At 70.5% G+C, this 24,118-nt stretch carries 21 protein-coding genes; 15 read left to right on the top strand and 6 right to left on the bottom strand.

Annotated elements, in window-relative coordinates; genetic code table 11:
* The first annotated feature begins 36 nt into the window (after positions 1–36).
* The 4 genes from AC07PR_RS01075 (at position 37) to AC07PR_RS01060 (ending at position 5,389) form a co-directional block, all read left to right on the top strand.
* Complete coding sequence (locus AC07PR_RS01075; protein ID WP_495134072.1) at positions 37–1,566, top strand: hypothetical protein; 1,530 nt, start codon at positions 37–39, stop codon at positions 1,564–1,566.
* Between the two features lie 154 nt (positions 1,567–1,720).
* Positions 1,721–2,149, top strand: coding sequence for a hypothetical protein (locus AC07PR_RS01070; RefSeq protein WP_495134071.1), 429 nt, complete (start codon positions 1,721–1,723; stop codon positions 2,147–2,149).
* 5 nt (positions 2,150–2,154) lie between these two features.
* Positions 2,155–3,708 carry a hypothetical protein gene (locus AC07PR_RS01065; RefSeq protein WP_495134070.1) on the top strand — a complete coding sequence of 518 codons (1,554 nt, stop codon included), beginning with the start codon at positions 2,155–2,157 and terminating at the stop codon, positions 3,706–3,708.
* Between the two features lie 130 nt (positions 3,709–3,838).
* Complete coding sequence (locus AC07PR_RS01060; RefSeq protein WP_495134069.1) at positions 3,839–5,389, top strand: hypothetical protein; 1,551 nt, start codon at positions 3,839–3,841, stop codon at positions 5,387–5,389.
* Here the strand turns inward: AC07PR_RS01060 and AC07PR_RS01055 are convergent.
* Positions 5,335–7,503, bottom strand: coding sequence for a TonB-dependent receptor family protein (locus AC07PR_RS01055; RefSeq protein ID WP_495134068.1), 2,169 nt, complete (start codon positions 7,501–7,503; stop codon positions 5,335–5,337). The two genes, AC07PR_RS01060 and AC07PR_RS01055, sit on opposite strands and share 55 nt — an antisense overlap.
* Positions 7,504–7,687: 184 nt before the next feature.
* Here AC07PR_RS01055 and AC07PR_RS01050 point away from each other — a divergent pair, with 184 nt between their 5' ends.
* From AC07PR_RS01050 to AC07PR_RS01030, 5 genes are all read left to right on the top strand, one after another.
* The gene (locus tag AC07PR_RS01050; RefSeq protein WP_495134067.1) at positions 7,688–8,875 is read left to right on the top strand and encodes a hypothetical protein; all 1,188 of its coding nucleotides are present in this window, start codon (positions 7,688–7,690) and stop codon (positions 8,873–8,875) included.
* Between the two features lie 115 nt (positions 8,876–8,990).
* Complete coding sequence (locus AC07PR_RS01045; RefSeq protein WP_495134066.1) at positions 8,991–10,460, top strand: PQQ-dependent sugar dehydrogenase; 1,470 nt, start codon at positions 8,991–8,993, stop codon at positions 10,458–10,460.
* 136 nt (positions 10,461–10,596) lie between these two features.
* The gene (locus AC07PR_RS01040) at positions 10,597–11,106 is read left to right on the top strand and encodes a hypothetical protein (RefSeq protein ID WP_495134065.1); all 510 of its coding nucleotides are present in this window, start codon (positions 10,597–10,599) and stop codon (positions 11,104–11,106) included.
* Between the two features lie 121 nt (positions 11,107–11,227).
* Complete coding sequence (locus AC07PR_RS01035) at positions 11,228–11,554, top strand: helix-turn-helix domain-containing protein (protein ID WP_431103817.1); 327 nt, start codon at positions 11,228–11,230, stop codon at positions 11,552–11,554.
* Complete coding sequence (locus tag AC07PR_RS01030) at positions 11,551–13,008, top strand: type II toxin-antitoxin system HipA family toxin (protein ID WP_495134064.1); 1,458 nt, start codon at positions 11,551–11,553, stop codon at positions 13,006–13,008. The genes AC07PR_RS01035 and AC07PR_RS01030 overlap by 4 nt, the downstream gene beginning before the upstream one ends.
* Before the next feature lie 18 nt (positions 13,009–13,026).
* Here the strand turns inward: AC07PR_RS01030 and AC07PR_RS01025 are convergent, their stop codons facing one another.
* Positions 13,027–13,590, bottom strand: a complete 564-nt coding sequence (locus AC07PR_RS01025; protein WP_377154858.1) for a hemerythrin domain-containing protein — start codon at positions 13,588–13,590, stop codon at positions 13,027–13,029.
* The gene (locus AC07PR_RS01020) at positions 13,587–13,832 is read right to left on the bottom strand and encodes a hypothetical protein (RefSeq protein ID WP_377154857.1); all 246 of its coding nucleotides are present in this window, start codon (positions 13,830–13,832) and stop codon (positions 13,587–13,589) included. The genes AC07PR_RS01025 and AC07PR_RS01020 overlap by 4 nt, the downstream gene beginning before the upstream one ends.
* A gap of 313 nt (positions 13,833–14,145) precedes the next feature.
* On the opposite strand from AC07PR_RS01020, the gene AC07PR_RS01015 reads away from it, so the two are divergent.
* The 4 genes from AC07PR_RS01015 to otsB all read left to right on the top strand — a co-directional run bounded on the left by AC07PR_RS01015 (position 14,146) and on the right by otsB (position 18,128).
* Positions 14,146–14,358, top strand: coding sequence for a hypothetical protein (locus AC07PR_RS01015; RefSeq protein ID WP_377154856.1), 213 nt, complete (start codon positions 14,146–14,148; stop codon positions 14,356–14,358).
* A 103-nt stretch (positions 14,359–14,461) separates the two neighbouring features.
* Positions 14,462–15,046, top strand: a complete 585-nt coding sequence (locus AC07PR_RS01010) for a hypothetical protein (protein WP_495134063.1) — start codon at positions 14,462–14,464, stop codon at positions 15,044–15,046.
* Positions 15,043–17,331 carry an alpha,alpha-trehalose-phosphate synthase (UDP-forming) gene (locus AC07PR_RS01005; protein ID WP_377154854.1) on the top strand — a complete coding sequence of 763 codons (2,289 nt, stop codon included), beginning with the start codon at positions 15,043–15,045 and terminating at the stop codon, positions 17,329–17,331. The genes AC07PR_RS01010 and AC07PR_RS01005 overlap by 4 nt, the downstream gene beginning before the upstream one ends.
* Complete coding sequence (otsB, locus tag AC07PR_RS01000; RefSeq protein WP_495134062.1) at positions 17,328–18,128, top strand: trehalose-phosphatase; 801 nt, start codon at positions 17,328–17,330, stop codon at positions 18,126–18,128. Before AC07PR_RS01005 ends, otsB begins: the two co-directional genes overlap by 4 nt.
* Before the next feature lie 280 nt (positions 18,129–18,408).
* Here the strand turns inward: otsB and AC07PR_RS00995 are convergent, their stop codons facing one another.
* Entirely contained in the window at positions 18,409–19,530 is a 1,122-nt protein-coding gene (locus tag AC07PR_RS00995; protein WP_483106576.1) for a mechanosensitive ion channel family protein, read from the bottom strand.
* A gap of 116 nt (positions 19,531–19,646) precedes the next feature.
* On the opposite strand from AC07PR_RS00995, the gene AC07PR_RS00990 reads away from it, so the two are divergent.
* Positions 19,647–20,009 (top strand): hypothetical protein, encoded by a 363-nt coding sequence (locus tag AC07PR_RS00990; protein ID WP_495134061.1) that lies wholly within the window; start codon positions 19,647–19,649, stop codon positions 20,007–20,009.
* Here AC07PR_RS00990 and AC07PR_RS00985 read toward each other — a convergent pair.
* Together AC07PR_RS00985 and rpoN are read right to left on the bottom strand one after the other, a co-directional pair.
* The gene (locus tag AC07PR_RS00985) at positions 19,963–20,628 is read right to left on the bottom strand and encodes a hypothetical protein (RefSeq protein WP_495134060.1); all 666 of its coding nucleotides are present in this window, start codon (positions 20,626–20,628) and stop codon (positions 19,963–19,965) included. The genes AC07PR_RS00990 and AC07PR_RS00985 overlap by 47 nt on opposite strands.
* Positions 20,629–20,785: 157 nt before the next feature.
* On the bottom strand, positions 20,786–22,189 hold the full coding sequence (gene rpoN, locus AC07PR_RS00980) for an RNA polymerase factor sigma-54 (protein ID WP_377154850.1): 1,404 nt from the start codon (positions 22,187–22,189) through the stop codon (positions 20,786–20,788).
* Positions 22,190–22,902: 713 nt separating this feature from the next.
* Between rpoN and AC07PR_RS00975 the strand changes: the two genes are divergently transcribed.
* The gene (locus AC07PR_RS00975) at positions 22,903–24,099 is read left to right on the top strand and encodes an AI-2E family transporter (RefSeq protein ID WP_495134059.1); all 1,197 of its coding nucleotides are present in this window, start codon (positions 22,903–22,905) and stop codon (positions 24,097–24,099) included.
* Positions 24,100–24,118 lie beyond the last annotated feature (19 nt).

Genomic DNA, 24,118 nt, shown 5'->3' with positions numbered 1-24,118 from the left:
GCCGGCCGCGACCGCGGAGCCGGCTGCGTTTCCGCCATGCCATCTTTTCAGAAGCCCTCGCCAGGCACCGGACAGATCGACCCCTATGACCACACCTCGATGGAGGTGGAGGGGTATGAAGTCACCGTCGGTCTGAATGACGGATGCGAACTGGACGAGCACCAGCTCAAGTTCGTCGATCGCCTCGTCGAGCGCATCGACGAGCGGGCCAAGACGACGAAGACGGCGTTCTCCGCGCATTTCGAGCCGCGCCGTCTGATCGAACGGCACCTCCTGTCGAAGGATCCCGCGTTCAGGGCCATGTGCATGCGCGGCATCGACCTGCTGCGTGTGAACCGCGACGCCGATGACGGCGCGGTCGCACTGGCTGCGCGACGCACGGCGGATGCGGCGGAGGTCTTCCTGGACTCGTCGGAGGCGCGCGACCCGCGGCTGAGGAAGTTCGGTCTCGAGGTCCGGCTCCGCGCCCGGGAGACGATGCAGGAACGCATCCAACGGGAACCGCAGCAGCGGGGCGAAGCGACCGCGATCACGGCGCGGTCCGACGCCTTCGTCCTCGTGACGCGCGAACGCGCGCGGCTGATGGCCGAGTTCCTCGGCATGCATCGAACGCCGGACGTGCCGGGCGTCGACTTCATCCTCGACGCCCACGGCAAGGTCGCCTATGCCTTCAAGCCGATGGCCGCATCGGCGGCGGTGCAGTCGGTCTGCATGTCCAGACTTCATGCCGCCATGTTCCCGGCCTTGGGCTATCGGAAGGACGCGACGCCCTCGTCGACGGCGATGATCGTGTCGATGCCGGCACGTCCTGCTCCTCCCACCGGCGATGTCGACGATGTCGACGAAGCGCTCGGTCTGCTCATGATGCCGCCGCCAGGCTTCGAACTCTGCCTGGACTCCCCGGGCGAAGGCAGGGACGTCGGCCGCCAGCGGCTGGCCGACGCGCTGGCCCGCCCCTTGAACGACCTTGCCTTCGACCATCTGGCCCTGTCCGCGCTGTGCGCCGGGGGGCAGGGCTTGCGTCTGGACGGGGTGCTGGTCGACGAACGCGGGCGCGCCTGGGTGCTCGATCACGAACACCTGCTTGCCGATCGCCACGCGGGGCTCGACTCGACGGCCATCGGAACCGGCCAGGGTCGCACTTCGCCCACGGAGGGACGCATCCCGGCCGACCTGCCGATGCGCCCGGGTCGGCTTCACGCCCTCGGTCAACTCGACGTGCCCCAGCTGACCCGGCGTCTCGCCGCCACCTGGCAGGCCACCGATCGTGAGCGACGGCTGCTGGGAGAGGCGCTCGGCAAGACCAGCAAGGCCGACATCGCCGCGACGGATCGCCTGTGGCCCGACCCGGCCGCCGTGGCGCACCTGAAGGATCGCCTGGAGGTCGTGCAGCATTGGGCGGCCTCCTGCGATCGCAGCAACGACGAGTTGCTGGCCGCCGAGGATGCGACGGAGGTCGAGGACCTGAGCGACGCGCTGTCCCAGCAGTCGTCGATCCGCTGGCTCCTGTCGAGAGTCGCCCGTGACGATGTGGGCAGCCGCCCGGGAGATCGCGCAGACGCGTGAACCGCTGTGCATTGCCGCGCGACAAACGGGAATGACGCCTCTGCACCCCGCGCGCGCTGCGCTCCCTGATGCTCCCCCGCTGAAGTCGCGCCCCGGGCGCCCCGAGGCGCCCTCTCCTCCGCCCCGCCAGACCTGGCTCCAGACGCGACGCCGGTTGCGGTTCGCGGTGGACGACCTGCGGCGCGCGGTGATCGAACGCTGCGAGTCGCATCCCGATCGCACGCGCCTCACCGTGGCGCTCGACGACGCGGTCGCGGACCTGGAGACGCTGATCGACGGCTTCGACGGGCCGTTGATCGAACTGCTCGAGGCCGTCGAGACCACCTCCGATCGCGAGGTCCGCGACGACGTGCTGCGCCGCGTCGGCGCCCATGTCGCCGACGGCCGCACCCGCTTCGCCACCGACGACCTGGTCGAACTGATGGACACCAACGGCTTCATCGAACTGGGCCTGCGATCGGGACTGGACGCGGCGCTCGTCGAGATCTCGCGCCAGCTGGGGGGCACGCCACCGCGCTCTCCGACGTCCGCGTCCTTGTCCACGCCCTCGCCCACCGCGCATTTCTCGCCCTTCAAGACCTGACCCCCATGCCTCGTCATTCCTCCATCGATTCACCGTCCCGCATCGGCACGCCGTGCGGCGGGACCGCACCGGGGACCGCGCTCCCCGACGACGGAAACGGCCTCGAATGGGACGGGAGCCACTTCTGCGAGCGCCTGCTGCAGCGATCGGCTCCGCCTGACGACGCCCTCCCGCCGGGCCCCGACCTGACGGCCGAAGAGAACCTCCGCGAGGTGTTCCCGCCGCCGCGGCTCGACGCGCTGATGGCCCGCAGCCCGGTCAGCCGGATCCTCAGGCGACCCAAGGATGCCGCCTACGTCGCGGTCCTCCAGGCGGCGAAGCAGGCCGTCCAATCCGCCACGCCAGGAGACGGCGCGCATCGGAAGGGCGCGCATCGGAAAGGCACGCCGATGTCGATCGCCGAGGTACGCCAACGCTGCCGGGACTATCTCAACGAGCGCGCCGCGACGGTGATGGCGGCCACCGCCGATGGCCGGATGGCCTCGGATCGCTTCCACAGCGACCTGCGCCGGCTCAACGAGGTGAAACTCCTCGAGGGATGTCTGGCGAAGACGCTCGGTCCCACGTCGCCCCGCCCGGCCTTCCCGGACGCCGACGCCCCCGATTTCGACGAGCGCCTGCGGGCGCTCGCCGATGACTGGAGTCGCACGTCCGCGGTGGTTCCGGCTCCCGGACGGTCCCATGTGCTGCTGCTCTGCGATGCCGACGGGCAGCCCGGCATCGCCTTCCGTCCGACCGAAGACGATGCGTCGGTGCTGCGGGAACGGATGGCGGCCACGCTGGACGACCTGCTGCGGTCGAGCGTCGGTCTCTCGCTGGGTCTTCCGCGTCCTGTCGCGCATGAGCTGGCCGGCCGCGGCCCCGGCGTGCTCACCGCCGCCCCGGGCCCCCTCCCGCCCGCCCTGCGGATCGCGTACGAGGCCCTCCACCGCCCAGGCGCCGGCGGCGCGGCACAGCTCCAGCAGGCGGCTCGTGAAGCGATGGACGGACTGGCACCGGCCGCGCTGCAGCAGATCGCGCTGACGCGCTTGTTCACCGACAACTGGCAGGCGGGCTGGGACGGCCTGCTGGTCGACGTCGACGGCCGGTGCTGGCATCTGGACGGCGCCGAGACCTTCCCCGAGAACGACGGCATCGTCTGGCTTCTGGACGAGATTCAGGCCGGCGGCGCCCGCGCGGCGCTGTTCAGCCCCCCGCCGGTCGATCGGTCGTCGACGGCATGGGATGCGCCGCTGGACGCCGCGCTGGTCGCCAAGGTGCGTGACATCGACACGGACGACCTCACGTGGTGTCTCTGCATGACCGCCCTGCGGCCCTGGCCGGCCACCGGATCGGTGGCCCCGGAAGCCGATCATGAAGGCGCACCGCGCGCGGCGGCGATCAGCGACGCGCTGTTCCGTCCCATTGACGCCATCGACGCCGTGCAGACGCTGATCGCGGAGGAACCCTCCCTCTCGCTGCGTCAATTGCTGGCGCGTTATCCCGAGGTGCTGGATTGGTTCAGGTCGAGGCCGACCGCCTCGCGCCGACTGAGCGGGACGAATGACCGGGACGACTGACCGGGACGACTGACGGCACACACCACGGAACATCGACGACATGCGCCTCCCGTTCCTTGCGCGCCCGCGCGACCTCGACCCGCCCGCAACCGCAACCACAACCACAACCACAACCACAACCGCATCCGCCATGGGCCCCGGCGAGACCGACCCGCCGCGACACCGTGCGCTGGACAAGCCGCAAGGCCGATTCGTCGAGGCACTGCTGAGCCGGCTCCGCGTCGGCCCGGCCCGTCGACGCGCGCAGCAGCGACGGATCGACCGGGAGTTCCCGCTGCGCCACGACGCCGCGTGGCCCGCCTCCGCCATCCCGAACGCGTCGCTGGCCCGGGCCGCGTCGTTGTCCCGGACCGAGGTGGCATCGCGGCAGACGGCGGCACATGCCGGCGCGATGCGCAGGCGATTCGGCGCCACGGCGGCGGACACCGGATCGAGCCAGGTCCTGCTGATCCACAACGCCGCCGGCGGTGTCGCTCACGTCGTCAAGCCGCTGGCGGCTGAATCCGACCAGAGCGGCCTGCCCGCGGGGGCGGCGGCGTTCCGCGAAGTGATGGCCGCGGCGGCGCACGCGGAGATCACCCGGCAGACGGGCTTTCGCTTCGCGGAGAACCGCGCCTGCATCGCCCGCTTCGATGACGCCCCGGCGCTGATCCAGACTGGTCTGCCCGGGCGCACCCTGGGCACTGCCGCCACCGCCGCGGCCGAGCGCGGGGCCATCGACGCGGTCCAGTACCGCCGCTGGATCGACGCGGACGGCGAGACGGCCTCGCGGATCCCCGCGCCGGAACTCCAGCGCGCCGTGCTGGCCAAGCTCATGCTGGGCGACCTCGACCTGCAGTGGGAGAACCTCTGCGTCGAGGACGACGGTCGCTGTCATGCCATCGACTTCGGTCTGGCGTTTCCCGAACCGATGGGCATGGCCGCCGTCCACCACCGCCCCGTCCGCATCAATGGCCTGCTCAGGCATCCGCTGCGAGAGACATCGCTCGCCGCCGCCGATGCGCCGCTGGATGCCGGCCTGGTCGCTCGCCTGCGGTCGATCAACGCGGACGAGCTGGAGGCGCGGCTGTTCAGCGTGCGCCGGCAGGTGCGGGACTGCCACGAGCTTCACCTGTGCGCCGCCAATCCGCGCGCTTTCCCCGATGAACTCCTGAGCCGCGACGCCGTCCGCCTGGGCGTGCGCAGCCTGCGCCTCGTGCAGCAGCTGGTCGAGGAGGATCCGACGCTGTCGCTGCGCAACCTCGTCGACCGTTATCGACAACGGCTGAGCGAACTGACCACGCCGGCGGCCCGCGCCACGGCTCGCCCTCGGGCAGACGATCGCCGCCCGGCAGGTCGAGCGGACCCGCTCGCCGAGCTCCGCGCCTTCGACCGGCGGCTCTGGCCGCACGCGGCCGTCCCGCTCACCCCGTTGGCACCCTGGGCCACGCTGACACCCGGTCCGTCGGTGACGATGCCCGCATGGGCCGTGCCCGGGCAGGATCGCCGGATCGAGGAACTTCGCCGCTGGATGGCGGAGACCGCCCAGTCCGTGGACGATCTCGACGAACACGATACGGTCCGCATCCAGGTCGTGCGCGACCGGCTGAACATGCTGACGGAAATGATCGTCGCCGCCGAGTCGCGCTACAGCCGCAACGACAGTCCCACCCAGAACGAGCGCCCCGGCGCCGGCTCGTAGAACCGGCCGTTGCCGTCGTTGACGATGACGCTGCCGACGTAGCGGCGGTCGGCGGCGTTGTCGATGCGCGCGGTCAGCTCCGCGCGCATCGCGCCGATGGTCCATCCGTGGCGGGCGCGCAGATGGAGCAGGCCGTACCCGGCCGCGGCCTCGCTGTTGATGTCGTTGACGGCGGTGCGCTTGACACCGCGCCATTCGAGCGCGAGCTCCCCGTCGCGTGCGGCCTCGAACGGCCGCCACGCCAGTTCGGCGTAGGCGCTGCCGCCGTTGGTGCCCGCGATGCGATTGCCCGCGGCAACCGGCACGTTGGCCGTCGGACACGGCGTGCCGGTGCAGGTCAGGAAGCCGTCGCGGTAGCGCGCCTTCAGCGTGCCGAGCGCCATCTGCGCGCGCCAGCGCGGCGCGAGGTCCCAGGCGCCGGACAGCTCCACGCCGCTGCGCCGCGTGCGTCCGACGTTCTGGAAACTCGAGCGCCCGCCGCTGTTGGACAGCACACCGATCTCGTCGCGCGTGGCGACGTGGAACGCGGTGGCGTCGAGCTCGACATCACCCCCGCGCCACTTCGCCCCGATCTCCTGCTGCAGGCTCTTCTGCGGCCGCAGCGCGGTGTTGAAGCCGCCCGACCCGTCGGCGCGGTAGGCCAGTTCGTTGAGCGTCGGCGATTCGAAGCCGCGTCCCAGCGCGGCGTGCAGCAGCAGCGACGGCGCGAGCTTCCACCCGAGGCCCACCGCCGGATTCGCGTAGTCGTAGCGCAGCGATCCGGAGTCGTCGCCGTTGGCCAGGAAACGGTCGCGGGCGGACAGCGACACGCGTCCCGCGCGCACGCCGGCGCTGGCGGTGAGCGTCGTCGTCAGCGGCAGTTCCAGCTGCGCGTAGGCCTCGCGCGTGACGGCCTCGTTCTCCTCGTTGCGGCGCAGCGCGCCGGTCACGCCCAGCTGCTGCGACGCGCCGGTGCCGACGAAGTTCTCGTAGCCCTGGCGGTCGTCCGTCTGGCGCTCCACGTTCACGCCGGTGACCAGCGTCGCCGGTCCGAGCCGCCACAGCAGGCGGGCGTCGACACCGTCGTAGCGGCGACTGAAGTCCACGACCCCGCCGCCGCTGCCGGCGGGTGTCTGCGCGCCCACGGCGATGGACTGCCACTGCGTCACCGAACGCCGCCCGCCGTAGGCGGTCAGGACACTCTCGGACAAGGCGCCCGCCTCGTCGAAACGATGCCGCCAACGCGCGCCGAGCTGCGTCTGGCTCGCGTTCTTGCGGGTGTTGAACTGCTCCGCCTGCGAAGCGGTCTGGTCCGGATCCGCCGCGAACTGCGCGGCGGTCAGTCCGAGCGGATCCTGCGCGCGCTGGTCGATGTCGCTGATGAGCAGCAGCACCTGGTCGCGCGCGCCAGTCCAGGCCAGGCGCCCGTTGGCCAGGGTGCGTCGCGCGGCGCTGTGCGGGCGCAAGCCGTCGGTCTCCATGTGCGACACGCCCCCTTGCGCTTCCCAGCCGACGCCGAAGGGCGTGCCGGCGGTGACGCGCGCCTGGCGCAAGCCGGCGCTGCCGGCGTCGAGATCCAGTTCGGCGAAGCGCTCGCGCACCGGGGCGCTCACCAGCGCGATGACGCCGCCCGAGCTGTTGCCGTAGAGCGCCGAGAACGGCCCGCGCAGCACCTCGATGCGCGCGGCGGAGGCGAGGTCGAAGTGCGTGACCTGGCCCTGCCCGTCCGGCATCGTGGCCGGGATGCCGTCCGTGTAGAGCCGCAGTCCGCGCACCCCGAACGGCGCCCGCGCGCCGAAGCCGCGCGAGGACAGCTGCAGGTCCTGCGCGTAGTTCTGCCGGTTGTTGGCGGTGAGGCCGGGGACGCGGTTGAGCGCCTCGGACAGGTTGATCATCGGCCCGGCGCCGCGCAGCGTGTCGGCGTCGATGACGGACACCGCATACGGCGCCTCGTCGAGCCGGCGCTCGGCCACGCTGCCGGACACGACCACGGTCGGCAGCGCCTGCGCGTTCGATGCCTGCGCGTTCGGTGCCTGCGCGTTCGGTGCCGGCGCTGGCCCCTGCTGGGCGAAGGCCGGTCCGCCCAGCAGTCCCAGGGCCGCGCTCGCGCAGGCGGTGTATCGAATCGTCTTCATCATCCTCCCAGGAATGCCTGTGTACCGCATTTCGAACAGGCAGCTGCCAGAGCAAGCGGGGTGCCAGGTGTTGTTCGTGGCAAGACGGTTCGCGGAACCACCGGTTGTCGGATGAAGACATATGGTCATGCCCGCAGCATCGATCCCACCGGGATGGCGGCCGGGCGGCCAGGAGTTCCATCGCATGCCGACCGTCTTCAAATCGATCTTCCACGTCCAGGAGACGCCCATGGCGCCCTCGGATGCGTCCACACCGCTGACCTCGGGCCAGACGAGCTTCACCAAGCGCCTGCTGGGCCGGCCCTTGCGCGCCTTCAAGAAGACACTGAAGGCGCCAAAGACCCGATTGAAGGGCGCCGCCCACAAGGTGGCCAAGGAGGTCCGAGCCCTGATCCCGCATCGACCGGCGGGCAAGCAGGCTGCGGACCCGCGGACCACACCGTCGCCCGCGTCCGCCCCCGCGTCCGTGTCCGTGTCCGCGCCTCGCGCGACCGTGGCCCCGAAACCCTTGGTTCGCATGGAACAGGAACACTCGCCGCTCGCGCGCGCCGCGCATGTGCGCAAGCTCCGGGCCGCGGACCCCGATCTGCATCCGCCGGTGGGCTGCAGCGAGGCGCTGGTCAACGCTGGCGAGGACGCGCCGGTGTATCGACTCCTGCCGATCACCGGGGTGGAAAGCGCCAGGGACACGACCGCGCGCGCGATCAGGGCCGCGATGGCGTCGACGCTGCATCAGGCGGCGCAACAATCGACGGGCATCGACTTCTGTCTGCCCCGGGCCACGATCGACGGCTCGAGGAAGTCCCCGCGTGAGTCGCCCGTGGTGATCGTCGACGCGGTCGTCGGCGCGGCGCTGGCCGCTTCCTACGAGGAGGATCCACCGGACAGGCAGGAACTGCAGCGGGCGCTGCTGGGTCAATGGATCCTCGGGCGCCCGACACCGGACTGGAGCGATTTCGAACGCGGTCCGGACGGCGGGATCGTGGCTCGCGAGTTCACCACGCCGGAAGGGTCGTTGCGCGACATCTGCAGGGCGGCGGACAGCGGTGTGTCGAAGCTCTTCCGCACCCCCGACGGACGGCATGTGAGCCCCCTCGCCGGCCAACCGCTGGAGGGGCACCTGCGCGACGCGATCCTTCGACTCCAGCGGCTCGACGTCGAGAAGGCGCTCGTGCACGGCAAGCGGGAACTGGAGGGCCACCTTCCCGACGACATGCTGCTCTCCCTGAAGCTGGTGCCCCAGCTGCTGGCGCCGCTTCGTGCGCTGAAACGCGCGGTGGAAGCAGCCGATCCGCGGCTGCCGCTCGAGATGCTGATGCGCGATGCCGCCAATTGCCTGGAGGACATTGAAGCGCTGGAGTTCCGGCGCTGAGACGTTGCGGCGTTGAGGGGACGGGCCGCCGCAGCGCTGGGACGCCGGGCATCCCGCTTGCTGGTCCGTCCGCTGCCGCCGTCCCGTCCGGGGCGGCTCCTCGACGGAGAAGCCGATGAACAAGAAGATGCCCGCGTCCTCCCTGCCCTCGTCCCTGGCGCCCCGCGTGTCACGCCTCGTGTCGCCCCGCGCCGGTCGGATCACCCGCGCCGTCGCTGTCGTCGCCGCGCTGGCCGGCCTGGCGGGTGGCGCGCGCGGGGTGCTGGCGCTCGAAGCGCAACCCGCGACCCCGCCCGGCTACGGCCCCAAACCCGTGCTGCCCGAGCCGCAGAAGTCCCTGGTGCCGACGATCAACGTCGCCAAGGCCGTCGGCTGGCCCGCGGGTGCGAAACCGCAGGCCGCGGCCGGGCTGACGGTCACGCGCTTCGCCGACAAGCTCGACCACCCGCGCTGGGTCTACGTGCTGCCCAACGGCGACGTGCTGATCGCCGAGACCAACGCCCCCGTGCGCCCGGACGACGGCAAGGGCCCGAAGGCCTGGATCACCAAGCAGTTCCAGAAGAAGGCCGGCGCCACGCCCAAGAGCGCCAACCGCATCACCCTGCTGCGCGACACCGACGGCGACGGGGTCGCGGACCAGCGCTTCGCGTTCGCGGAAGGATTGAACTCGCCGTTCGGCATGGCGCTGGTGGGCAACACCTTCTACGTCGCCAACACCGACGCGGTGGTGCGCTTCCCCTATGCGACCGGCCAGACCCGGCTCGCCGGCCAGCCGACGAAGGTCGCGGACCTGCCCGGCGGCACGATCAACCACCACTGGACCAAGAGCCTGATCGCCAACGCCGAGGGCACCAAGCTCTACGCGGGCATCGGCTCCAACAGCAACGTCGCCGAGAACGGCATCGAGAACGAACAGCGCCGCGCCGCGATCCTGGAGATCGACCTGCAGAGCGGGTCGACGCGCGTGTTCGCCTCCGGGCTGCGCAACCCCGTCGGCCTCGCGTGGGAGCCCACGAGCAAGGCGCTGTGGGTCGCCGTGAACGAGCGCGACGAGCTCGGCGACGACCTGGTGCCCGACTACATCACCTCCGTGCAGGACGGCGGCTTCTACGGCTGGCCGTACAGCTGGTACGGCAACCACGTCGACGAACGCGTCAAGCCGCAGCGGCCCGAACTCGTGGAGAAGGCGCTCGTGCCCGACTTCGCGGTGGGCGCGCACACGGCCTCGCTGGGGCTGGCCTCGGCGGACGGCAACAAGCTGACGCAGGACTTCGCGCACGGCATGTTCATCGGCCAGCACGGCTCGTGGAATCGCAAGGTGCCGGCGGGCTACAAGGTGGTGTTCGTGCCCTTCGTCGGCGCCAAGCCCAGCGGCCTGCCGGTCGACGTGGTGACCGGGTTCCTCGATGCCCAGGGGCAGGCCATGGGTCGCCCCGTCGGCGTCGCGCTCGACCGGCAGGGCGCCCTGCTGGTGGCGGACGACGTCGGCAACGTGATCTGGCGCGTCACCGCGGCCGGTGGCTCGGGTCCGCAGTCGGCGTTCCCGCCGGCGGCCGGCGCGGCCAGCGCGCCCGCCTCGCGCTGACGGGCGTCCGGTCCACGGGCGTCCGGTTCACGGGAACCCGGTTCACGGGAACCCGGTCCGCCGGGGACTCGACACAGCCCTCGCGCCCCGCGACAACCCGATCGGGTCGGCGGCAGGCGCGAGGAGTCCCTGCGTCATGTTCAACACCCTCGGCCGCCTGTTCCGTACTTCTCCCGCCTCGCGCGCGGCGAATGACGACGCCGCGCCCTCGCCCTTCGACCATGCCCAGCGCCGCTTTGTCGAGGGCGTCCTGGATCGCGGACGGACGCCGGCCATGCCACCTGCCGCCGGCCCCCGATGGCCGTGGGTCGCCCGGATCAAGGGCAAGCCGGTTCACTTCAAGGAGGTCGAGCGCCTGCGCGCCGATTGGATGCGCCATGGCGGCAAGGACCGCGCGGACCGGCTGCGTGACCGGACACGGGCCTACCTCGAGACGACGGCCACCCTGCCGCCCTCGGCCAAGCTCCAGACCAACCGCGAACTGGCGCAGGCCCTCCTGGATCGGCTGAACGGCCGGCGCGTCTTCCGTCCGCGCGCTCGTCCGGCGCCGTCGCTGCTCGCGCAGCTCGCGCAACTCCTGTGCTGCCTGCCGATCAGGCGGCGCCGTGCAGGGCACCGTCATGCCGGCAGATCGCGCCGCCTCTGAACGAGGAAGTGGTATGGCAATATAGTTCCATACCTTGTAGATATGGCATTTTATTTCCAATTCGCTTGACCGCAGTCTGGTAATAAAGTACCTTTTCAGAAGGAATTGGAACTTTATTGCCATGCTTACCCTCCCTGACATCGCCCGCATCCTCCGTGACACGGCCCGCCGCAACGGACTGACGCAGGCGCGCCTGGCCGACACGGCGGGCATCTCCCCCCGCACCTTGACGCATGTGCTCAGCGGTCAGGAGGACTTCCGCGTGTCCACCTTGGTGGCCGTGGCCCATCAGCTGGGCCTGGAGCTGGTGCTGGTCCCCAAGGGCGCCGCGAGGGCGGTCGCCGCGGGAGATGCGGTCGGCCCGCCGGTGCGTTCCGTGGTCACGGAAGCCCTGGAAGCGCTGCACGCGCAGCGCGACGCCCGCCAGGCCGCCAAGGGCCGCCCATGAACGTCAAGGTCCTGGCCATCCATCTGGGCGCGCTGCGTCTGGGGGTGCTGTTCCAGTACGTCCTGAACGACGACTCAGTCATCAACCGGTTCGTTGCCGACGAAGACCTCATGACGCGGGCCGGCGCCGACGCGCCGACGCTGTCGCTGTCCATGCGGGCGACGACGCCCGAGGCGCAGGCCGCCCTGTGGCGCGACATCCGCTCGGTCAGTTTCAACGGCCGCCGTTCCTCGTCGGCCGGCTGGATGCTGCCGAGCTTCTTCCAGAACCTGCTGCCCGAAGGCGTGTTCCGCCATCACGTCGCGGAACTTCGCGACTGCGCGCCCGACGACCACTTCGAGATGCTCGCCGCCTGCGGCAAGGACCTGCCCGGCAACGTCCGCGCACTCCCGATCGAGCTGACCCGCGAGGAACTCGCGCGCTACGTCACGCAGGGTCAGGATGCGCTGGAGATGTCGGTCACGGCGGACCCGCTCGAGGAAGGCGTATCGCTGTCGGGCGTGCAGCCCAAGCTCGGCGTCATCCGCGACGGCGAGCGTTATGTCGGCAGGACCAAGGACCACGACACCCACATCATCGCGAAGCTGCCGGTGGTGGGCCAGCCGTTGCTGCCCGAGGTCGAGGCGCTGAGCTTGCGGCTGGCGCGCGCCGCCGGCGTGGACACCTGCGAGGCCACCCTGGAGCCACTGGAGCGCCTGGGTCTGCAGCATGGCTACGACCTCGGCGACGCGACGGCGCAGACCCGATTCCTGGCGGTGACCCGCTTCGACCGCTCACCCACGGGACGGATCCATGTCGAGGACTTCGCGCAAGTCCTCGGCCGCGCGCCCGAGGACAAGTACGGCCGCGGGCCGGACGGCTTGCGGATCAGCTACCTCGATATCGCCGCGGTACTCATGACCGAGCCGTCGATGGGCGAGCCGGCGGTGCACGAACTGCTGCGGCGCATCGTCGTCAACGAGATGATCGGCAACGCCGACATGCACCTGAAGAACCTCGGCGTGCGCTACCTCGACGGCATCACCCCGACGCTGTCGCCCGCCTACGACCTGGTGGCGTATGCGGCCTTCCAGCGCATCCGCGGGCATGCCCTGCACATCCTGCCGCCGACGCTGCTTCCCCGCCGCGCCGCCACGCCGGAGGTCGCGCAGGCGCCGCTCCCGCGGCAGTCGATGTCGCCCGCGCTGCTCCGGATCTTCTGCGATCGGCTGAGGATTCCCGTCAAGCCCGCCGACACGGCCATCGCGCGCTGCGTGAAGGCGGCATTCGCCGCCTGGCCCTCGATGATCGAGTCATCGACATTGACCGCCCAGCAAAAGGCGCGGCTGCTGGCGCACTTCATGGCACATCCGCTGGTGATGTCGCTCGCGCGCCGTGCCGAGCGCGCGGCCGCACGCTCGGCAGCGGCGGCAGCGGCGGCGGCAGCGCCCCCGCCGGACCCGGCAGTCGCCTGAGCTTGCGCCCGCCGACGCTCACGCGTCCTGCTGGCGCTCGTACTCCGCGCTCTCCTGGCTGAGTTCGTCGCGCCACTGGCGGTCGAGCTCGTCGCGGCGACGGCGCAGCGCGGTGGACAGCGCGCGCCAGTCCACCGACGATGCATGTGTCAGGCGCGGCAGGATGCCCTGCTCCACGTCCTGCGCGTGATGGCTGACGTAGCGGCCCAGCACGCCCACCAGGGGCGCGAATTGCGTGTCCTCCGCGCGCATGCGCCGCAGCTGCGACATCAGGATGCGCACGACCAGGTGCTCGATCTCGGCCTCGTTGATCAGGCGACGCTCGACGGCGCCGATCTCCGGGCATCTGCGGACCGCGGGGTAGAACAGTTCTTCCTCCAGCGTCGCATGCACCGTCAGCAGCGCGCAGGTGCGGCGCACCAGCGCTTCGCAGGATTCGTGGTCCCCCAGCGCCCACAGCCGGTCGAACTGGTGGAAGGCGTGCTGCGCGCGCTGGTGGTCGTCGACCAGCAGCGCCACGACCTCGTCGCGCGCCATCAGGTCCGCGCGGAAATCGGCCTGCGGCAGGACGTGCGATCTCATGCGGGTTCCCCTTGCTCGAGCTGCTGGCGCGCGGGCGCCGCGTGGTCGTCGTGGTAGCGCTTCGGACCATCCGGATGCACGCCGGGGTCGTCGGGATGCTCATGCGGCGCCTGGTCGGGCCCGGGCGCGGGCGGCTGGGCGGGACGCCCCTCGTCCGGGCGTCGCGGCTGATCGGGCTTGGGCGAGGCCGTCATCGCCGTCCAGAGCAGTTGCCAGGGCGTCTCGAATGCCTTGTCGTTCATGGAGCGAGCCTCCTGGGCAGTAAGGTGCAGTGGGTTGGACCGATGACCGGGTTCACTTGAGTTCCGTCGAGTTCTGGCAAATGCGGTGCCGCCCCGGCTCCAAGGAGCAGCCGGACCGGGCACATGCGGGCACATCGGGGCGCCTCCACGGGTCCTCACCTGGCCGGCCGATCCGCACGGCCTTCTGCAGTGCTTGCCGACAGAACTCCCGGTCCTGCGCCCGCGCGGCGAGGAAGCGCGCCATCGGGGCGCGGAAACCGCGATGCCATCGGGCGCGCCGCTTGCAAGGGCCTGCGCAGACAAAAGGAACGCCATGCACCAGCTGCCCCTGCCCTTCGAGGCTCACACGGTTCCGCCGAACCCGCCGCATCCGAACGAGGCCCCCTTCGTTCCGCCGCCGCCGCACGGCCCGACGCCGGAACCCGGCGACGACCCGCCCGGCGTGATCGATCCGCCCATCCCCGGCGAGAACCCCGTGCCCGTGCGCGAACCGCCCTACATGCCGCCGCCGACGGCCGTGAACTGAGGCGCCGGGGGAAGCGGGGGCGCATGCCGGCCCACCCCTGGCGTGGGCGGCACGGCGATTGCCGTCCCTGGGGGGTTGTTTCCCTCTGTCACAGGAGTCGCCTTTGAATGCATTGCTGCTCCCGGCGCTGCGCCGGGCATGCGCCGATGGCGTGTTGGCCAGCCTGTTCTCAGGACTGGCGCTGTTGCGCGGCAGCCGGTCCGATCATGCCCATCTGGTCGGTCGCTCCGAATACCGTGTCGGCCGCCCGCCGCTGAAGACCTCCGCCGCCGACATCGCGTTGCACGCCGCCACCGGCCTGGTGTGGGGCGCGCTCTACGACCGGCTGCGCGCGACGCGCCGCCGGCCCACCCGCGGCAACGCGGTCACCGATGCGCTGCTGCTCACGGCGGTGGCCGTCGGCGTCGACCGCGTCGTCACGCCGAGCGTGCTCACGCCCGGCGCGGACAAGCGCGCCACGGCCTCCGGCACGCGACCGCCGTCGGTGGCCAGCCTGCTGCTGGTCTACGGTGCCTTCGCGGCCGGGCTGGCGCTTGGCGGCATGCATGCGCTCAAGCGCCATCCGGCCGCTGTCGACCATGAGATCGACGCCGATGACGGCGACGATGCGGACGACGACGACGACGACGGTTACGGGGACCTCTTCCTTGCAGACCCTGCGCCGCGTCGCGCCGGGGGTCGGGCATGAAGTCGCTGCATCTCCAGATCCGCTTCCTCGTCCCGCTGCTGATCACCCTGACCCTCGCGGCGCTGCTGGCGCTGCCGCTGCTGGACCGCATGACGCTGCGCTGGTTCTCGCGCGACCTGAGCCTGCGTGGCGCGATGGTCGCCAAGACCCTGTCCGTCGCGATCAGCGACATCGACCCGAGCGCCCAGCGCGAACGCCTGCGCAACCTGCTCGAACGCGGCGTGCTGGACGAGCGTCTCGTCGGCATCGCGCTGTGCGCGCCCGACGGCACGCAGGTCATGAGCACCAAGGGCTTCCCGGGCTCGCTCAGCTGCAAGGAAGCCGAGGTCAGCGCCGCCCAGAAGGACCCGCGCCTGGAACTGGCCAGCGGCGCCGTCCACATCGGCGTCTTCCCGGTCAATCCGCAGCAGCCCGACGCCGAGCGGCTGGTGCTGCTGCACGACCTCAGCCTGCCCGACCGCCGCAGCCTGGACACGCGGCGCTACATGATCATCTTCATCACGGTGCTGGGCCTGGCGATCGCCGGCATCACGATGATCGTGGCGCAGCTCAGCTGGCGCGGCTGGGTCTCCGGCATGCGCGCCATCCTGCGCGGCGAGGGCCTGGTGCGGCCGCTGCTCAACACCTCCGGCTTCCGCGGCGGACCGGAGACGCCGCCGCCCGAGCTGCAACCGCTGGAGGTCGAGATCCGCCAGCACATCCGCGAGCTCGAGGACAACCTCTACCGCGAGCACGGCCCGCTGACGCCCTGGGATCCCGAGCGGCTGCGCGGCCTGCTGCGCACGCAGCTGCGCGGCGACCAGGTGATCGTGGTCTCCAACCGCGAGCCCTACATCCACCAGCGCGGTCCCGACGGCATCACCGTGAGCCGTCCCGCCAGCGGCCTGGTCACCGCGGTCGAACCGGTGATGCGCGCCTGCTCCGGCACCTGGATCGCGCACGGCAGCGGCAGCGCCGACCGCGACGTCGTCGATGCGCACGACCGCGTCGCCGTGCCGCCGGACACGCAGGACTACCTGCTGCGCCGCGTCTGGCTGAGTGAGGAGGAAGAGCGCGGCTACTACCAGGGCTTCGCCAACGAAGGCCTCTGGCCGCTGTGTCACGTGGCGCACGTGCGACCGGTCTTCCGCGAGTCGGACTGGGCGCAGTACCGCGCGGTGAACCAGCGCTTCGCCGATGCCGTCGTCGCCGAGGCGCGCGGCGACGATCCGGTGGTGCTGGTGCAGGACTACCACTTCGCGCTGCTGCCGGCCATGGTCCGCGAGAAGCTGCCCAAGGCCACCATCATCACCTTCTGGCACATCCCCTGGCCCAACCCCGAGTCCTTCGGCATCTGCCCGTGGCGACGCGAACTGCTGCAGGGCATCCTGGGCAGCACCATCCTGGGCTTCCACACGCGTTTCCACTGCAAGAACTTCACCGAGACCGTGGACCGCTACCTGGAGGCGCGCATCGAGCACGAGCACTCGACCATCAGCTACCAAGGCGAGCCGACGCTGGTGCAGAGCTACCCGATCTCGATCGCCTGGCCGACCGACGAGGAGCGTGCCGCCTGGGACTCGCCGGCCGAGGCGCGCGCGGCGATCTTCGAGCGGCTGCACCTGGCGCCCGACACGGTGCTGGCCGTCGGCGTGGACCGCTTCGACTACACCAAGGGCATCCTCGAGCGGCTGCACGCCGTCGAGCGCCTGCTGGAGAAGCATCCCGAGTGGCAGGGTCGATTCGTCCTCGTGCAGGTCGCCGCGCCCACGCGCAGCGCGCTGGAGGAGTACCGCGAGTTCCAGGACCGCATCCACCGCGTCACCGAGCGCATCAACCTGCGCTTTGGCGGGCCTGGCTACAAGCCGGTGCTGCTGCTGGCCGAGCACCACGACCATGCGGCGTTGATGACGCTCTACCGCGCGGCGCACATGTGCGTCGTGACCAGCCTGCACGACGGCATGAACCTCGTCTGCAAGGAGTTCATCGCCGCGCGGGACGACGACCAGGGCGTGCTGATCCTGAGCCGCTTCGCTGGCGCGGCGCGCGAGCTGCCCGAGGCGCTGGTGATCAATCCGTACCACGTCGAGGAGACCACCGATGCCCTGCACCGCGCGGCGCTCATGCCGCCGCAGGAGCAACGCGAACGCATGGCCAGCCTGCGCATGACGGTGCGCGAGTTCAACGTCTACCGCTGGGCCGGCCGCATGCTGACCGACGCCGGTCAATGGCGGCTGCGTGAGCGCATCACGCGTCGCGTGCAGCGGCGATCGAGAGAGGCTGGAGAGGAGGCCCTGACGCCATGATGCCGGTGCGATATCTGCTCGACGCGGAGGGCCGCGCCGCGGTCGCCTGCCTCATGACGCGACGTCCCTTGCTGGGCTTCGACTTCGACGGCACGCTCGCGCCCATCGTCATGCATCCGGACGAGGCCCGACTGCCGGAGCCCACCGCGAAGCTGCTGGAACGACTGGTCGCGCGCGTACCGGTCGCGGTGGTCAGCGGCCGGCAGGTGCTGGACGTGCGGCACCGATTGGGCTTCAAGCCCACGCACATCGTCGGCAACCACGGCGCGGAGGACGAGTTCGACGGCCCCGATCCGCACGTGGTGACGACGCTCGGCACCTTCCGGGAACGCATGCTGCGCATGGAGCCGGGGCTCAACCAGGCTGGCGCGACGATCGAGGACAAGGGTGCGTCGATCGCGATCCATTACCGGATGGCGCCGAATCCTGCTGCCGCGCGCGAGGCGATTGCCGAGCTGATCGCGGATCTGCCGCCGGGCATTGCCACCGAGCCTGGCAAGCGTGTTGTCAACGTGCTGGTCGAGGGTGCCCCCGACAAGGGAGACGCGATGGCTCGGCTGACGGCGCGCTACGGCGCTGACGCGGGCTTCTACGTTGGCGACGACACCAACGACGAGCCGGCCTTCCAGCGTGCCGAGGCCGATTGGGTCACCGTGCGCGTGGGCCCGAGACTCGACCACAGCCACGCGAGGTACTACCTCAACGAGCAAGCGGAGATCGACGTCGTGCTCCGCCTGATGCTGGAGCATCTCGGTGATTCGGGAGAGGGGCGACCGGGTCCCCTTTTCGGAACTTAGGGAGGGAATTTGTCGGCCGGGGCGGCCGACAAAGGAGGGAGATGGAGAAAAGGGGACCCGGTCGCCCCGAACCGTGCACGGCCCTGGCAGTCGAGGGCTGGCGAGGATGCCAAACGGCGTCGGCACGTCCACGGCCGCTGGCCCTCACCCCTGCCCTCTCCCGCAAGCGGGAGAGGGAGCAAGAAGCGCTTGACACGGTGGGTCTCCCGCAAGCGAGAGAGGGAGTAAGAAGCGCTTGACACGGTGGCTCTCCCGCAAGCGGGAGAGGGAGCAATACCGATCAAGGTGCCGGCGACGGCGGCAGCGATGGTTTGAGCACGGGTGCCGACGGTGCGGGGATGTCTTCCACCAACGCCCGCACGCGCGGCAGCGATTGCGGGTGGGTCTTCTGCAGCCACGCGATCAGACCTTCCCGCAACTCGCAGCGCAGGTCGAAGGCCTTGCCCGAGTCCTTGGCGCTGACGAGCACGCGGATCTGCATCGTGCGTTCCGTCGTTTCGACGACCTGCACGCCGCAGACCCGGCCGTCCCAATGCGCCGAGCCCTTGCACATGATCGTGGCCTTCTCGCGCAGCTCGTTCACCGGCAGCGTGAAGTCGACCCACAGCATCACCGTGCCGAGGATGCTCGAGCTGGTGCGTGTCCAGTTCTGGAACGGGTTCTCGATGAACCACTGCAGCGGGATGACCAGCCGGCGCTCGTCCCAGATCTTGAGCACGACATAGGTCGAGGTGATTTCCTCCACCCTGCCCCACTCGCCCTGGATGATGAGCACGTCGTCGAGCCGGATCGGCTGCGCCATCGCGATCTGAAGACCGGCCAGCAGGTTGCCGAACACCGACTTCGCCGCCAGGCCGAAGACCAGGCCGGCGATGCCCGCGGAGGCCAGCAGGCTGGCGCCGACCTGCTTCGCGCGCGGGAAGGTCATCAGGATGAAGGCCAGCGCGGTCAGCATCACCGCGCCTTTGGCGACGCGCGCCAGCACCTTGGTCTGCGTCTGGATGCGGCGCGCGGCGAGGTTGTCCTCGACGTCCGCGGGATTCATCAGTGCCACGCCGTTGGCGACGCCAGTGATCGCCCCGGCCGCCACTGCCGCGATCGCGACGATGCACAGGACGCCCAGCAGATGCTGCACGCCATTGATGCCGGGCATCGTGTCCGGCACGCCCTGCGCGGCGATCAGCAGGCCGATGACGGGCAGCGCCCATCGGGCCGGGTTGTCGCAACGCCGCACGACCGAGCTCAGCAGCGGCGAGAAGCGCGTGAGGCGCACCGCGATCGGCCGCAGGATCGCGTGCACCAGCAGCGCGCCGGCGACGATCACCAGGGCGCCGAGCAACAGCTGACCCCAGAGCATGAGGTCGGCGTCGAGGATCGTGAAACGGGTCTTCCAGGCTTGCATGCCGGCGGGCGGGCAAGAGCCGTTCCGGCGCAGCCTGGACGCGCGTGTTGTCGGACGCTCCGGCGCGGGTGGGCCGATTGCCTCGGACAGGCATCGCAATGAACCAGGAGCTCGCCATGGCCAGCACCACCGACAACAAGACCGACCGTCCCACCGAGGGCCAGGCACCGCGCCGCATGCTGGACAAGGCCCCGGTCTCGCCCGGACAGGTCGAGCCCGACGCGGCCCCGACGCACAACGACGACGCGCAGCTGCCGCATGAGCGCGACCAGAGTACCGGCGGCGACTCGACCGGCGGCATGGGCAGCGGCGCGGCCGGCGACAACCAGCGCACCGTCATCGGCCAGGCTCACGACGACCTGAAGCAGGGTCAGGTGGACACCGATCTGCGTTCGACGCCGGGCCTCGACGCCGAACGACGCGACCAGATGGTCAACGACGCCAAGAAGACGGCGCCGGCGAAGGGTCCTGCCCGCTGACGGACGACGGCGGCCAGGCCACCCCGAGATCGTCCATCCAGGGCATCGACAGCGGCGGCGCCGACGGCACCAGGCGCGACGGGAGCGGGCTGCCGGTCAATGACATCGGGGGCCTCGGTGTCGAAGGACGTTCCGCGTCAACCAGCCAGGATTCCGGCAAGGGGGGACGGCGCGACGATCGCAACCACCGGGATTCGAGTGCCAGGAAGGCCCGGTAGTCGTGACCGAGATTGCTCGCGGTGATGCCCGTGGCGCTCGTCGCTCCGCCCGTGTTCCGCTGGAAGGCCTCCAGATCGCTCCGGATCAAGGTGGCCCATTGATCCCACACGAAGGCGCACTGGTTCCATTGCCGCTGCCAGTCGCCACTGGAAGGGTCGCTCGACCGACCGCTCGACCGACCGCTCGACCGACCGCTCGACTGGTCCCGATAGCGCGCCGTGGACCGACACAGCCGGTCGACCTCCGGCAGCACGCGCGCGTAGTCCACGCGATCGTGATATCCCACGTCGAGACAATGGCGTGACGAAGCGCCTCCGACCCTGCATTCGTCGAGATCGTCCTGCATGGTCTGCGCACGGTACGGGCCGGCGAACCGCGCAACGAAACTGTCATTCCACATGGCCTGGGCACTCCCGCTTCTCTGGCCGCCCGCGATCGGGGCGACATCAGGCGGCATGAGTTGCGACCGGCCACGCCCGGTTCCCGCGACGCCAATGAAAACGGAGCCTCGTCGGGCTCCGTCCTTGTCTCCATCGCGCCTCGGGAAAATCGGTTCGTCAGCTGTGTTGTCTGCGGCGTTCGACCGCGTCGATGCGCAGCATCTGGCGGTACTTGGTCACCGTGCGGCGTGCCACCACCAGGCCCTGGCGGGCGAGCTGACGGGTGATCTCGGCGTCGGACAGCGGGTTGTCCGCGCGCTCGGCCTCGATGATGTCCTTGATCAGGCCGCGGATCGCGGTGCCCGAGCATGCGCTGCCGTTGCTGCTCACGATCGCGCGCGAGAAGAAGTACTTCAGCTCGTACACGCCGCTCGGCGTCGCGAGGTACTTGTTGTTGGTCACGCGCGAGACCGTCGACTCGTGGATGCCGACCTCGTCGGCGATCTCCTTGAGGCCCAGCGGCTTCATCGCCATCGCGCCGAACTCCAGGAAGTGGCGCTGGCGGCGCACGATCGCGTCGGCCACGTCCAGGATGGTCGAGAAGCGCTGCTCGATGTTGCGCATCGTCCAGCGCGCCTCCTGCAGATGGGTCGCCATCTCCGCATGGCCCTGCTGGCGGTGCCGCTGGAACAGCTCGGCGTAGACCTGGTTCATCCGCACCTTCGGGATCACCGCCGGATTCAGCTGCACGCGCCACTGGCCGCGGACCTTGGTGGTCAGCACGTCCGGCACGATGTAGGCGGCCTGCGTGGTCTCGTAGCGCCAGCCCGGCCGCGGATCGAAGCGGCGCAGCTTGAGGCACACCGTCTCGGCCTCCGCGACGCTCACGTCCAGCAGTTGGGCCAGCGAAGGAATGTCGCGCGACGCCAGCAGGTTCAAGTGCTGCGAGATGATGCGTTCAGCCAGCATGCGGCTGCGCGCGTCCTCGATCTTGGGCAGCTGCAGCAGCAGGCATTCGGCGACGCTGCGCGCGCCCACGCCCAGCGGGTCCAGCGCCTGCACGCGCTTGAGCGCGATCTGCATTTCCTCGATCGCCACCGGCGGCTGCATCTGGGCCACCGCCGCCAGCTCCTCCAGCGAGGAGCGCAGGTAGCCGTCGTCGTCGACCGACTCGGCCACGATCGTCGCCAGCACCAGATCACGCGGCGACAGCCGCAGCACATTGAGCTGGCTGCGCAGGTGTTCGCGCAGGCAGGTCTGCGCGGCGGTCATCTCCAGCGCGCTGAGTTCGCCGTCCTCGGCGCGGCGCATCGAGCCGGAGCTCTCCGCACGCCAGATCTCGCGGTCGTCCGGGAACGGTTCCGGCGTGTCCGACATCACCGGCGACGACGCGACCGGCACGTCGGCGTCGAGCGGCGAGGCATCGTCCGAGCCTTCGGTCACTTCGAGGAAGGGGTTGCGCCCCAGCATGTCGGTGACCATGGTGGTGAAGTCCAGCGAGGACATCTGCAGCAGCCGCACGGCGTGCTGGAGGCGAGGCGACAGCGTCTGTGTCTGCCTGTGCTCGTGCCTGAGTTCCATTGCTCCCACTTGTGACACTCCTGTCCGGTAGAGGGTGAAACTGCCTGCAACCGGTTCCGGAGGGTCCCCGCCGACGAGGACGGGAACGGGTTGTAGGCAGTGCCGGCGAACCGGCCTGATGGAACCATCAGCGCAAGGACCATGCCACCTCGCCGCGGATGTTTCATATGGCGGAGCGTCCGTCATTCGGCGTGCCCGCCCGAATGCCGCAAACGCAGCAGGCATGGGGCCTGCCGGGGATCGGGCGCACCGACGCGCAGCGAACCCGACTGCCTCACCCACCGGCCACTCAGGTTCGCCGACCGTCTGCCCGCCCGTCCCAACCGTCTTTGCCCCGCAAGGCTTTCGGCACCTTTTACCGACGGCCGGACTCTGCTCGCCCCGTCGACCGCGCCGATCTACGCACGACGACTCTCCGGAAGTCCCAGAGCGGCGATGGGGCCGGAATGAGGCTGGGGGTTCGCGGAGGCGATGCCCCCTGCCTCGTGGAGCGCCCGCGCTTGGCCGACCGGGGTCCAGGAACCTCCCCAGCCCCACCACCACCGCCGTAACCGCCCTGTACCTCCCCCGAAACCCGGTGGTACCGCTCCCCCGCTGGCCCAGCCCTTGCTTCGAGAGCCTGCCCGGACCCCTCTCCCGTCATCCTTACCATCTTGCGCCCCTCCGCCCTGCCCCCGACCACGATGCGCCGCTGGGCGACGCGAGGCCTGCTCTTGATTGCGCTGGTCTTCCTGTTGAAGGAAGCGAGCGCGATCGTGCTGCCGGTGCTGGTGGCGCTGATCCTGACCTTCGTGCTCGCGCCGGCGGTGCGGACGATGCGTCACCACGGCATTCCGGAATCGGTGAGCGCCGCCATGCTGGTGACCACGGTGGTGGGCTGCACGGTGCTGAGCGTGGCGCTGCTGGCCGAGCCGGTGGCCCAGTGGTGGCAGCGTGCGCCGGTGGCGGTTTCCAAGGCCTTGAACCAGGTGGACCGGTGGCGCGCGGCGATTCCGGGATTCGGTCCGCCGGTCGAGCGTCGGACTTCGGGCCGGGCGGCGGCGCCCACGCCGCCCACGGACCCGGTGCGCGAGCGCATCGCCAGCGAGGGCGTGGCGCTGACGGCGCAGGCGCTGGGCATCGGCCTGAAGTTCCTGGTGTCCACGGCCGCGACCACGATCCTGCTCTACTTCCTGCTCGCGTCCGAGCACTGGGTGCTGTCACGCTGCATCGAGCTGCTGCCGCATCGTCCGCGTCTGCGGGCCATGGTGCTGGGCGGCCTGCGCGCGGCGCAGCGTGACATCTCGCGCTACGTGGCTTCGGTCAGCGCGATCAACATCGGCGTCGGTCTGGTCGTGTCGGGCACCATGTGGTTCGTGGACCTGCCCAACCCCGGCTTCTGGGGCGCGCTGGCGGCGATGTTCAACTTCATCCCCTACCTCGGGCCGCTGATCATGTGCGGGTTGCTGCTGGCGGCATCGCTGGCCGCCTCGCTCGGCGACGCGGGCTTCGCGGCGCTGGCCGCGCCGGTGCTCTCCTACCTCTGCATCCACGCGATCGAATCGAACTTCGTGACCCCGATGGTCATCGGCAAGCGCCTGTCGATGAATCCGCTCTCGGTGCTGCTGTCGGTGATGTTCTGGGGCTGGCTCTGGGGCGTCGCCGGCGCGGTGCTGGCCGTGCCGCTGCTGATCTGCCTGCGCAGCATCAGCCAGCGCAACCGCCAGATGCGCCCGGTCGCCGTCTACCTGCGCGGCAGCGACCGCCCTTGCACGCCGCTGAGCACGCTGCTGCGGCCGCCGCGGCCGCAGCACGCCGCGTCCCTCGCTTCGCCTCAGATGTCGCCGCAGATCTCGCCGCAGGTCCCCCCGCCCCTTGCCGATGGCGCCCCGGTCGTCCATCCGAACGCCCTTGAACAGCACCGCCCATAATCTGCCGCCTCGACGCGCC

The sequence above is a fragment of the Roseateles sp. GW821-FHT09H11 genome, assembly GCF_059415845.1.
This window is presented reverse-complemented; position numbering and strand designations above follow the sequence as displayed.